At 67.4% G+C, this 12,009-nt stretch carries 9 protein-coding genes; 3 read left to right on the top strand and 6 right to left on the bottom strand.

Translation table 11 applies throughout. The features are described 5' to 3' along the window. Nucleotides 1-356: 356 nt before the first annotated feature. Nucleotides 357-1,607 carry a YbfB/YjiJ family MFS transporter gene (locus ACV22Z_RS06330; RefSeq protein ID WP_448075467.1) on the bottom strand — a complete coding sequence of 417 codons (1,251 nt, stop codon included), beginning with the start codon at nt 1,605-1,607 and terminating at the stop codon, nt 357-359. A 126-nt stretch (nt 1,608-1,733) separates the two neighbouring features. On the opposite strand from ACV22Z_RS06330, the gene ACV22Z_RS06325 reads away from it, so the two are divergent. Next, a complete protein-coding gene (locus ACV22Z_RS06325; protein ID WP_448075466.1) occupies nt 1,734-2,660 on the top strand; it encodes a LysR substrate-binding domain-containing protein in 927 nt (308 codons plus the stop codon). A gap of 100 nt (nt 2,661-2,760) precedes the next feature. On the opposite strand, the gene alaS is transcribed toward ACV22Z_RS06325, so the two are convergent. Continuing rightward, nucleotides 2,761-5,385, bottom strand: coding sequence for an alanine--tRNA ligase (gene alaS, locus ACV22Z_RS06320; protein WP_448075465.1), 2,625 nt, complete (start codon nt 5,383-5,385; stop codon nt 2,761-2,763). 372 nt (nt 5,386-5,757) lie between these two features. On the opposite strand from alaS, the gene ACV22Z_RS06315 reads away from it, so the two are divergent. Continuing rightward, the gene (locus tag ACV22Z_RS06315; protein ID WP_448075464.1) at nt 5,758-6,978 is read left to right on the top strand and encodes a CaiB/BaiF CoA transferase family protein; all 1,221 of its coding nucleotides are present in this window, start codon (nt 5,758-5,760) and stop codon (nt 6,976-6,978) included. A 249-nt stretch (nt 6,979-7,227) separates the two neighbouring features. Here the strand turns inward: ACV22Z_RS06315 and ACV22Z_RS06310 are convergent, their stop codons facing one another. Further along, nucleotides 7,228-7,437 carry an ornithine acetyltransferase gene (locus tag ACV22Z_RS06310; RefSeq protein WP_448075463.1) on the bottom strand — a complete coding sequence of 70 codons (210 nt, stop codon included), beginning with the start codon at nt 7,435-7,437 and terminating at the stop codon, nt 7,228-7,230. A gap of 254 nt (nt 7,438-7,691) precedes the next feature. Between ACV22Z_RS06310 and ACV22Z_RS06305 the strand changes: the two genes are divergently transcribed. Next, nucleotides 7,692-9,401 (top strand): glutamine--tRNA ligase/YqeY domain fusion protein, encoded by a 1,710-nt coding sequence (locus tag ACV22Z_RS06305; RefSeq protein WP_448075462.1) that lies wholly within the window; start codon nt 7,692-7,694, stop codon nt 9,399-9,401. Nucleotides 9,402-9,578: 177 nt separating this feature from the next. Here the strand turns inward: ACV22Z_RS06305 and ACV22Z_RS06300 are convergent, their stop codons facing one another. The 3 genes from ACV22Z_RS06300 to ACV22Z_RS06290 all read right to left on the bottom strand — a co-directional run bounded on the left by ACV22Z_RS06300 (nt 9,579) and on the right by ACV22Z_RS06290 (nt 11,914). Continuing rightward, nucleotides 9,579-10,049 (bottom strand): NUDIX hydrolase, encoded by a 471-nt coding sequence (locus tag ACV22Z_RS06300; protein ID WP_448075461.1) that lies wholly within the window; start codon nt 10,047-10,049, stop codon nt 9,579-9,581. Nucleotides 10,050-10,069: 20 nt separating this feature from the next. Next, nucleotides 10,070-10,456, bottom strand: a complete 387-nt coding sequence (locus ACV22Z_RS06295) for a hypothetical protein (RefSeq protein ID WP_448075460.1) — start codon at nt 10,454-10,456, stop codon at nt 10,070-10,072. A 114-nt stretch (nt 10,457-10,570) separates the two neighbouring features. Continuing rightward, nucleotides 10,571-11,914 carry a cytochrome-c peroxidase gene (locus ACV22Z_RS06290; RefSeq protein WP_448075459.1) on the bottom strand — a complete coding sequence of 448 codons (1,344 nt, stop codon included), beginning with the start codon at nt 11,912-11,914 and terminating at the stop codon, nt 10,571-10,573. Between the last annotated feature and the right edge of the window lie 95 nt (nt 11,915-12,009).

Here is a 12,009-nt window from a genome sequence, read left to right as displayed (position 1 = left end):
GCCCGCTCCCCACAACAGCGACACGCACATCGCGCGGCCGACTCCCGCAGCCGCACGTCGAATGCCGCGGGCTTCGACAGCCTCGGCACAACTACCGGCCGCGCGAGGACCGGCAACAGGGAAACAGCCAATGTCGTCACGGCAACGGACGACGATTCTGATTGGATCTACCCACATGCGTCACAGCATCCGAAGTCGAACTGCCGGACACTCGCCGGCAGTCAATTGATCCGGCGCATACTACAGAGGGATAACCCTTATGTATGTAGATCACGTACGAAATTTGCGCAGCATTTTTCGTTCAACTAGAGACGCGTACCAACCCACGCAAACAGAAACATCGCAATCCTACGCAATTATCCTGTTCGATTCCGGCGCGCGACTGCGATTGCCGCGAAGCCCGCCGCGCCGGCCAGCAGCGCCGCGGCCGCGAGCCACAATACCGGCGTGAACGATCCATACCGCGCAACCAGCGGCGCCGCGATGAGCGGCCCAAGGATCTGCCCGACGCCGTACGACGCGGTCGCATAGCCCATCAAACCCGCCGCGCGCTCGCCGTGCAGGCGTCGCGCCTCGCGCATCGCGAATAGCGTGATTGCGGTGAACGGCAGGCCGAGCAATGCGCTGCCGAGCGAGAATCCCGCCGCATTGGGCCAGGCGATCCCGGCCGCGATGCCGAGCGCCTGCGTCGCGCAGCCGAGCGCGAGCAGCAGGCGGTTGTCCCAGTGCGAAGGCAGCCGCGCGGCGGCCAGCGCGCCGACGATCACCGCCGCGCCGAACATCGGCCAGAACAGGTCCGGCCACGGCGAACCGGACGGCAGCACGGCGCGCGCGATCACCGGCAGGAAGGTCGCAGTGATGATGTAGCCGAAGCCGGGCAGCCCGTACAGCACGACGAGCCAGATCGCGTCGGCCGTGTGCGCGCGCGGCCCGGAAGCTGCTTCGCCGTGCGTATTGGCGCTGGCGTTGGCGCTGGCGCTGGCGGCATGCGGCGCAGCCGGCGTATCCGCGACGAACACGCGCCAGATCGCGGCCGACGACACTGCCGCCAGCGCCGCGAAGCCGAACCAGCCCGGCGCCGCCCGATGGCCGGCCAGCGCACTGCCGATCAGCCCCGTCAACACGATGCCGACGCCGGGCCCCGCATAGATCACGCCGCCCCATTCCGGCGCGTGCAGTTCCGCGAGCCGCCGCAATCCCCATTGCGACGCGAACACGAACGTCCACGCGCTGACGGCGCCTGCCACGAACCGCACAGCGAGCCACACCGGCAGCAGGTGGCTGACACCCATCGCGGCGGTCAGCAGCACGGTCGTCGCGAGCCCGAAGCGGACCATGGCGGCCGGCGTGAACCGCAGCGCGGCGCAGCTGAGCGCGCCGACGAAATAACCCGCGTAGTTCGCGGACGCGAGCCAGCCGCCCGCCTCTAGGCCGATCGAGCCGTCTCCGAGCATCAGCGGCAGCAGCGGCGTGAACGCGAATCGGCCGACGCCGAGCGCGACCGCGAGGCCGATCATGCAGGCGAGCGCGGCGGTGCGGGCACGCCGGTCGGTATCGAGGGACGGAAGAGCAGAAGCGGCGGCAAGCGGGGAATCGGGGCGTGACATGGGCGCGGTGCAGGCCGGCGCGGGCTGGCCCGGCCAAAATGGAAATCGGAATGCCTTGATCGTAGCTTGACCAAGCGTTCTCGAAAAATGAATAATTCAGAATCCATCCATCGCACGGAGAGAATCATGGATCTGGCGGCGCTGGCGATTTTCCGGGCCGTCGTGCGCGAGAACGGCGTGACGCGCGCGGCGGCGAAGCTCAATCGAGTGCAGTCGAACGTCACGACGCGCATCAAGCAGCTCGAGGAGGAACTCGGCACCGCGCTGTTCGTGCGCGACGGCCGCCGGCTCGTGCTGACCCCGGCCGGGCACACGTTGCTGCCGTATGCGGAGCGCCTGCTCGCGCTCGCCGACGAGGCGCGCGACGCGGTGCGCGAGGACACGCCGCGCGGGCGCCTGCGGCTCGGCACGATGGAGAGCACGGCAGCGAGCCGTCTGCCGACCGTGCTCGCGCGTTATCACCATGCGTGGCCCGACGTGTCGCTCGAACTCGTGACGGGCACGACGGGCTGGCTGATCGAGAAAGTGCGCGAATTCGAGATCGACGCCGCGTTGTTCGCGCGCCCGCCCGCGCCGGACGTGGTGCCCGATACGTTCGAGTCGGTGCCCGTGTTTCGGGAGGACCTGCTGCTGCTGACGCCGCGCGGTCATCCGCCGGTACGCACGCCGCGCGACGTGATCCTGCCGACGCTGATCGCGTTCGAGCGCGGCTGCACGTACCGCAAGTACGTCGAGCAATGGTATGCAGTGCACGGGATGAAGCCGGCGCGCGTGCTCGAACTCGGCTCGTACCATGCGATCGTCGCGTGCGTCGCGGCCGGCGCGGGCGTCGCGGTCGCGCCGCGGTCGGTGCTCGATCTGCAGCCCGAGACCGACCACGTCACCGCGCATGCGATTCCCGAATTCGAAGGGATCGACACGCTGCTCGCGTGGCGGCAAGGTTATGCGTCGGCTGCGCTCGGCGCGCTGCAAGACGCGCTCGTCGCGGCCGCGCGCTCGGAAGACACCCGGACGGCCGTCGCGCCGCAACGGCCGGCGCCGGCCCCCGCGTGACGGAAGAAGGACCTTGATGCAAAACGGCCCGACCGGCAATTGCCGGTCGGGCCGTCTTCATCCAACCCTTGCAGCGCCCTGACGGGCGCCGCAAGCGACATCAGAGCCGCTCTTCGACCCAGCCCTTGACGCCCGCGAGCGCCGCCGGCAGGTTCGCCGGCTCGGTGCCGCCCGCCTGCGCCATGTCCGGACGGCCGCCGCCCTTGCCGCCGACCTGCTGCGCGACGAAGTTCACGAGCTCGCCGGCCTTGACCTTCTTGCTCGCATCGGCCGTAACGCCCGCGATCAGGCTGACCTTGCCGCCTTCGACGGCCGCCAGCACGATCGCCGCGCTCTTCAGCTTGTCCTTCAGCTTGTCGACCGTCTCGCGCAGCGTCTTCGCGTCCGCGCCTTCGAGCGTCGCGGCCAGCACGTGCACGCCGCCGATTTCAACGGCCTGCTGCGCAAGCTCGTCGCCCTGGCTCGACGCGAGCTTCGACTTCAGCGCGCCCAGTTCCTTCTCGAGCGACTTCACCTGGTCCTGCACCTGCGCGATGCGCTGCGTCAGTTCCGACGGCTGCGCCTTCAGTGCCGCGGCCGCTTCGTTCACGCGCGCGTCGAGGTCCTGCACGTAGCGCACCGCGTTGTCGCCGGTGATCGCCTCGACGCGGCGGATACCTGCCGCGACGCCGCCTTCCACCACGATCTTGAACAAGCCGATGTCGCCCGTGCGGCTCACGTGCGTGCCGCCGCACAGTTCGCGCGAGAAGCCGAGATCGAGCACGCGCACTTCATCGCCGTACTTCTCACCGAACAGCGCCATCGCGCCGCCCTTCACCGCTTCGTCGTACGGCATCACGCGCACGATGCCCGGCGCGTTCGCGAGGATTTCGTCGTTGACGATCTTCTCGACGCGGCGGATCTCGTCGTCGGTCAGCGGCGCGTTGTGCGCGAAGTCGAAGCGGGTCTTGTCCGCGTCGACCAACGAACCCTTCTGCTGCACGTGCGCGCCGAGCACTTCGCGCAGCGCCTTGTGCATCAGGTGGGTGGCCGAGTGGTTGCGCTGCGTGCGCGCGCGACGGTGCGCGTCGATCTCCGCGCGCAGCACGTCGCCGACCTTCAGCGTGCCCTGTTCGAGCGAACCGTGGTGGCCGATCACGTCGGCCTGCACCTTCAGCGTATCGGCCACCGCGAAGCGCGTCGACGCATTCGCGAGCACGCCCTGGTCGCCGACCTGGCCGCCCGATTCCGCGTAGAACGGCGTGTGGTCGAGCACGACCACCGCATCCTGGCCGGCCTTCACTTCGTTGACCGACGAACCGTCGACGTACAGCGCGACGACCTTCGCGTCGTCGAACGCGATTTCTTCGTAGCCGTGGAAGGTGGTCTTCGCGCCCGTGTATTCGAGGCCCTGCGTGGCCTTGAACTTGCCGGCCGCACGCGCCTGTTCGCGCTGGCGCGCCATCGCATCGTCGAACGCCGGCTCGTCGACCGTCATGCCGCGCTCGCGGCACACGTCGGCCGTGAGGTCGAGCGGGAAGCCGTAGGTATCGTGCAGCTTGAACGCGAGTTCGCCGTCGAGCACCTTGCCGCCCTTCGCCTCGACGTCGGCCAGCGCAGCCTCGAGGATCGACATCCCGTGCTCGATCGTCTCGAAGAAGCGCTCTTCTTCCTGGCGCAGCACGTCGGTCACGCGCTGTTCGGCTTCCTTCAGCTCCGGATACGCGACGCCCATCTCGGCGACGAGGTCGGCCACCAGCTTGTGGAAGAACGAGCCCTTGCGGCCGAGCTTGTAGCCGTGCCGGATCGCGCGGCGCACGATCCGGCGCAGCACGTAGCCGCGGCCTTCGTTGCCCGGGATCACGCCGTCGACGATCAGGAACGAGCACGCGCGGATGTGATCGGCGATCACCTTCAGCGAGTTGTTGGTGAGGTCGCTGATCTCGGTCACGCGCGCGGCGGCCTTGATCAGGTTCTGGAACAGGTCGATCTCGTAGTTGCTGTGCACGTGCTGCAGCACCGCGGCAAGACGCTCGAGGCCCATGCCGGTGTCGACCGACTGCTTCGGCAGGCGCGTCATGTTGCCCTGCGCGTCGCGGTTGAACTGCATGAACACGAGGTTCCAGATCTCGATGTAGCGGTCGCCGTCTTCTTCAGGCGATCCCGGCGGGCCGCCCCACACGTCCGGGCCGTGGTCGTAGAAGATTTCCGTGCACGGACCGCACGGGCCCGTATCGCCCATCGTCCAGAAGTTGTCCGACGCATAGCGCGCGCCCTTGTTGTCGCCGATCCGGATGATCCGCTCGGTCGGCACGCCGACTTCCTTCGCCCAGATGTCGTACGCTTCGTCGTCTTCCTGGTAGACGGTGACCCACAGCTTTTCCTTCGGCAGCTGGTAGACCGTGGTCAGCAGCTCCCACGCGAACGTGATCGCGTCGTGCTTGAAGTAGTCGCCGAACGAGAAGTTGCCGAGCATCTCGAAGAACGTGTGGTGGCGCGCCGTGTAGCCGACGTTCTCGAGGTCGTTGTGCTTGCCGCCCGCGCGCACGCTGCGCTGCGCGGTCGTCGCGCGCGAATACGGGCGCTGATCCGTGCCGAGAAAGACGTCCTTGAACTGGACCATGCCCGAGTTCGTGAACATCAGCGTGGGGTCGTTACCGGGCACGAGGCTCGACGAGCGGACGATCGTATGGCCCTTCGATTCGAAGAATTTGAGGAATTTCTCGCGGATTTCGGCAGCTTTCATGGCGTGCGGGGATGTCTGGCTAAGACGGCTTCAAACGCCGGCGGCCCTGGCGGGCATACGGCGGCAATTGTCGGAAACGATCGATTATACGGGATAGATCTGCACCCGCGGCCGGCGCGGCCGGCCGGGCCCGGCACGCGCACGGCGCACGCGTTCCGCTAGCTGCCGGTCGGTGGGGGCCAGGACCTGTTCGCGCTGATAACGGGCCTGCGCTGGCCGCCAGAAGGAATTTCTGGATGCGGGAACAGGCCCTTGGCTCGGCCGTTCGGCCGGCCCGGCTGGGCCACTCGCGCGAACGATTCGCCTTAAGATGCACGCAATGCCATTTCGCCTTGCGCGGCAAGGCTAGCCATAAAAGGAGACGAATCGACGATGGGTGCCCTGAGCCATATCCGCGTGCTGGACCTGACCCGCGTGCTCGCGGGCCCGTGGTGCGCGCAGACGCTTGCCGACTTCGGCGCCGACGTGATCAAGGTCGAGCGCCCGGGCGCCGGCGACGACACGCGCCACTGGGGGCCGCCGTACCTGAAGGACGCGAGCGGCGCGGACACCGCCGAAGCCGCCTACTATCTCGCCGCGAACCGCAACAAGCGCTCGGTCACCGTCGACATCGCCACACCTGAAGGCCAGCGGATCATCCGCGAGCTCGCCGCGCAGAGCGACGTCGTGCTCGAGAACTACAAGGTCGGCCAGCTGAAGAAATACGGGCTCGACTATGAATCGCTGCGCGCAGTGAAACCCGACCTCGTCTACTGCTCGGTCACGGGCTTCGGCCAGACCGGCCCGTACGCGCACCGCGCGGGCTACGACTTCATCATCCAGGGCATCGGCGGCTTCATGAGCATCACGGGCGAGCGCGACGGCCAGCCGGGCGGTGGCCCGCAGAAGGCCGGCGTCGCGATCGCCGATCTTGCGACGGGCCTCTACTCGACGATCGCCGTGCTCGCCGCGCTCGCACATCGCGACCGCACCGGCGTCGGCCAGCACATCGACATGGCGCTGCTCGACGTGCAGGTCGCGCTGCTCGCGAACATGAACACCAACTTCCTCGCGAGCGGCCAGTCGCCCGTGCGCTGGGGCAACGCGCATCCGAACATCGTCCCGTACCAGACGTTCCAGACGACCGACGGCTGGATCATCGTCGCGGTCGGCAACGACGGGCAGTTCCGCAAGTTCGTCGAGGCCGGCGGGCGCCCCGAGCTCGCCGACGACGAACGCTTCGCGACGAACCCCGCGCGCGTGCGCCACCGCGACACGCTGGTGCCGATCCTCGCGGAGATGGTGAAAACGCGCGGCAAGGATGCGTGGATCGACGCGCTGGAAGCGGCCGGCGTGCCGTGCGGGCCGATCAACGAGCTCGATGAGGTGTTCGACAACGAGCAGGTGGTCGCGCGCGGCATGAAGGTGGAACTGCCGCATCCGTGCGGCGCGGACGTGAAGCTCGTGCGCAATCCGATCCGGATGAGCGAGACGCCGCCCGAAGCGCGCTCGGCCCCGCCGCTGCTCGGCGCGCAGACCGGCGACGTGCTGCGCGAGCTGCTCGGCTACGACGATGCGCAGATTTCGGCGCTGAAGGCGAAGCAGGCGATCTGAGGAGCGGGCCGACGGCGGGCGGACAGCGGCGTGCATGCCGCTGCGGGCCGGAATTGCCGTAGCCCGGCAGCACTTATACGACGGGCGCGACGGGTGCGAGGGGTCGAGTCATGCGGAGGTCCGTCGACGGTCGAAATGTTGTTGTGATGGGTCGACGGAGTGTCGCACATCCGTTCCTCCCTGATATTGCCTGTCGACACTCAAACCATCGGAAGGATGTGCGAAGGCGGCGGAATCCGCCGCCTTCGTTCAGCGCACGTTCGCGCCGACGATGCCGCCCGCCGCGGCGCCGGCAACCGTGCCGATCGGGCCGCCCGTGACCAGGTAGCCGAGCGCGCCGCCCGCGGCCGCGCCGATACCGGCATTGCGCTGCGTATGCGTCATCGCGCATGCGCCGAGCTGCGACAGGGCCGCGACGATTACCGCGGTGCGAACGAGAAAGGTGGTCGTCTTCGTCATGATTGTTCAGGTCCTCCCGCCGCACGAATCGCGCACGGCGGCATTGAAAAAAGGGTGTCTCATCATAAAAAGCATCGAACGACCCGGGCAATCCGATTTACGTCGTGTTACAGCAGACACAATGTCGAGATATTGCGTTCGACACCCGGCGAGCGCGGCCTCTCTTCTCAAGCCGCGCGGGCCGGACCCCGCTCAGGTAGAATTGCAGGATTAAACCGGCGCGACACGCGCCGACCCAACCTGACTCCATCCGCATGAGCACCGAACGCAACGACGCCCCCGCGGCTTCCAATTTCATCCGCAACATCATCGACGACGACAACCGCACCGGCAAATGGAGCGGCCGCGTCGAAACGCGCTTCCCGCCCGAGCCGAACGGCTATCTGCACATCGGTCACGCGAAGAGCATCTGCCTGAACTTCAGCGTCGCGCGCGACTACGGCGGCGTGTGCCACCTGCGCTTCGACGACACGAACCCGGAAAAGGAAAGCATCGAGTACGTCGACTCGATCGTCGACGCGGTGCGCTGGCTCGGCTTCGACTGGCGCAAGGACGCGGTCGACCACCAATACTTCGCGAGCGACTACTACGACAAGCTCTACGAATTCGCCGAGCTGCTGATCAAGCGCGGCAAGGCGTACGTCGACAGCCAGAGCGCCGAGGAAATGCGCGCGAACCGCGGCTCGCTGACCGAAGGCGGCAAGCCGTCGCCGTATCGCGAGCGCACGCCGGACGAGAACCTCGACCTGTTCCGCCGGATGAAGGCCGGCGAGTTCCAGGAAGGCGAGCACGTGCTGCGCGCGAAGATCGACATGGCTTCGCCGAACATGAACATGCGCGACCCGGTCATCTACCGGATCCGCTTCGCGCACCACTACCGCACCGGCGACGCGTGGTGCGTGTACCCGATGTACGACTACACGCACTGCATCTCGGATGCGCTCGAAGGCATCACGCATTCGCTGTGCACGCTCGAGTTCGAGGATCACCGTCCGCTGTACGACTGGGTGCTCAACGAACTGGCCGACGCGGGCGAGTTCACGCGCCCGCTGCCGCAACAGATCGAATTCTCGCGGCTGAACCTCACGTACGCGATCACCAGCAAGCGCAAGCTGCTGCAGCTCGTCACCGAAGGCCACGTCGACGGCTGGGACGACCCGCGGATGCCGACGATCGTCGGCGTGCGCCGTCGCGGCTTCACGCCGGAAAGCATCCAGCTGTTCTGCGAGCGGATCGGCGTGACGAAGGTCGATTCGTGGATCGACATGAGCGTGTTCGAAGGCGCGCTGCGCGACGACCTCGACGACAAGGCGGCGCGCACGGTCGGTGTGCTCGACCCGCTGAAGCTCGTGATCGACAACTACCCGGAAGACCTGGAAGAAGCGTGCACGGCGCCCGTGCACCCGCACCATCCGGAGCGCGGCGTGCGCACGTTCCCGATCTCGCGCGAGCTGTGGATCGAGCGCGACGACTTCGTCGAGAACCCGCCGAAGGGCTTTTTCCGCCTGTTCCCGGGCAACAAGGTGCGCCTGCGCTACGGCTACGTGATCGAGTGCACGGGCTTCGACAAGGATGCGGACGGCAACGTGACGGCCGTCCACTGCAACTACTTCCCGGACAGCAAGTCGGGCACCGAAGGCGCGAACAACTACAAGGTGAAGGGCAACATCCACTGGGTCAGCGCGAAGCACGCGCAAGCGGCCGAAGTGCGGATCTACGATCGCCTGTTCAAGGAGCCGCATCCGGACGCGGGCGGCGCGAACTTCCTCGATGCGCTGAACCCCGATTCGAAGAAGATCGTGCACGCGTATGTCGAGCCGGGCGCCGGCGACGTCGCGCCGGAAACCCGCCTGCAGTTCGAACGGCACGGCTATTTCGTCGCGGACCGCGTCGATTCGAAGCCGGGCAAGCCCGTGTTCAACCGGATCGTCGGGCTGCGCGACAGCTGGGGCAAACCGGCCTGACCGCGCGTCCGGCCCGTGCTGCGCGGCATCGAGCCGCGCTCGCGCGACGCGCAATGAAAAAAACCGGCTCTCGAGCCGGTTTTTTGTTGCCTGCTTATTGCCTGTCTGCTTATTGCCTGCCTGCTTATTGCCTGCCTGCTTATTGCCTGCCTGCCGCGAGTCTGCCTGCCGCGTCGATCATGCGGGCGGCAGGCGCCGATGCAGGTCCGCGAGCAGCTGCGTCGTGCGGAACAGCCGCGCGAGACTGCGGCTCGCGTACGCATCGACGTCTGCGGGCACGGTCCAGCGGTACGCATCCATCTCGGGGATCAGCGAACCGTCCCTGCGGCTCGGAAACAGCGACGTGCACACGCAGCGCGCGGGGTCCACTTCGTCGTCGGCGACCCGCACCGCGAACAGGTGCAGATCCTTGTCGTGCCGGTACGCGAAGCGGCCGAGATCGACGAGCCGCGCGGGCGCGAGCGTGACGCCGGTTTCCTCGAGCAGTTCGCGCAGCGCCGCCTGCTGAGGCGATTCGCCCGGCTCGCCCTGCCCCTTCGGGATATCCCAGTGCGTCGTGTCCGTCGCATGCGCGAGGAACACACGCCCTGCCCCGTCGAGGATCACGACGCCGCACGACACCGTGCGCGGCGCGCTGCGCGATCTCATCGGCGCCCGGCCTCCGGCGCTCAGCGCTTCTGCAGTTGCCACTTGCCCGCGGCGGTCTTGCAGTAGACGGGCTTGAGCGTCATCGTCTGGCCCTTCGCCGAGATCTCGGTCGCGATCTCGCGGCAGGTCTTGCCGTCCTGCTCCGACGTCGAGGGCGTGAGCTTCGCGTCGAGCTGCGTGCGGCCTCCGCTGTTCTGCCACGTCGTGGTCTCGCCGTCCTTGCCTTCGTCGCGGGCCTTCTGCACGGCCTTCGACAGCGACGCGGTGTCGGCCTTGCTGAAGTAGCTGATCGGCGTGTCGTTCAGGAAGTTCAGGTTGTTCTGCGCGTGCGCGGGCAGCGCAGCGGCGACACACGCTACACCGGCCAGTGCACGCGCGATGAACGAAAGGGATGCACGCATCGACATGTTGTTCTCCTTGGCTGATCGATCGAATGGCGCGGCGCGAACCGTATTGCACCGAGGTCGCGCCCCGCCCGTCAGCGAGCGAGGATAGCATGCGTGCGCCGCATGCTGCCCCGATCAGCGGGCCGCCTGCGTCGACGCGGGCTGATATCCGTCAGTCAGCGTGTTCAGGAACGCGATCACGTCCTTGATCTCCGCTTCGTTCAGCGCCGGCGCATCCCCCGCCTTGCGGTCGAACGGCGGCTCGTTGTTGACATTGCTCCAGTAGCGCTTCGGCAGGTCGTCGAATTTCTGCACCTTGCCGTGCACGACCGGATAGAACTTCTCCGGATGGATGTCGCGTTCGACATAGAACCGCATCACGTCCTCGAGCGAGTGGTACACGCCGTTGTGGAAGAACGTCTTGCGCAGCGCGACGTTGCGCAGCGACGGCGTGCGGAACAGCCCGCAGAATTCGCCGCGCCCCTTGAGGTCGGTGCGCTCGGGGCCGCATGCGCCGAGATCGTAGAAGCGCGGGTCGCGGTTGACGGGCAACGCGCGGTTGCGCGGCACGCCGATCGCGATCAGCCCGAAGTCGCTGAACTGCGGCGGTCCGCCTTCGAGCGTGCGCTGGCTCAGGTGACAGCTCGCGCAGTTGCCCTTCGTTTCGTCGTTGAACAGCTTCAGCCCGCGCAGTTCGGCCGGCGTGAGCTGCGCCTTGCCGGACAGATACGCGTCGTACTTGCTCGTGTACGGATCGAACAGCGCCGGCTGCTGCTGGAACGCGTCGAGCGCGCGCAGCACTGCGTCGAAGGTCGCCTGGTCGTCCGCGAGCACCTTCTCGCCGAACGCTTTGCGGAACGCGTCCGCATACGACGCCGCGCGGACCGCTTTCGCGACCCGTGCCGGCGAGCTGCTCATCTCGAACGGCGACGTGAGCGGAATGCGCGCCTGCGCGTCGCGCGTGTCGACGCGGCCGTCCCACGTCAACCCGCCCGTCGGACCCGCATCGACGCTTTCGTCGCCCTCGTCGGGCGAATCGTGAAAGTGCTCGCTGAACGGCGGGATGCCGCGCAGGTACTTCAGCGACGGCACCGCGCGGAACCCCGGGCGATGCATGTCGTTGCCGCCGAGCTGCACCGACAGCGCGTTCGGCGGCCCGAACGCATGCTCGGGGCTGTGGCACGACGCGCACGCGAGCTTGCCGGACCCCGACAGCGACGGATCGAAGAACAGCTGCTTGCCGAGCGCCGTCATCTGCTTCACGCCCTCGAACACCTGCGCGCGCGTCTGCGGCTGGCTCGCTGGCGCAACCGCCGGCGCGGCCTGGGCAGCCTGTGCGGCCGGCACGATCTGCGCCGGCGCGCCGGGCCGCGCATCATCGCAGCCGGCAAGCGCCGCGAGGCCGGCGGCCAGCGCCAGCGTTGCCGCGGCATGGATCAACGATCGCGCGAACGCGAGGGATGTCGGTCTGCAGTGCATCGTCGTTCTTCTTGTAGCGGTGGGAAATCGGCCGGAGCTTATGTCAGTTCCGTGACCATTGCGTGACGAACAACCGACAGTCAATTGAAAGCGTG

The organism is Burkholderia sp. PU8-34, from assembly GCF_053427725.1.
This window is presented reverse-complemented; position numbering and strand designations above follow the sequence as displayed.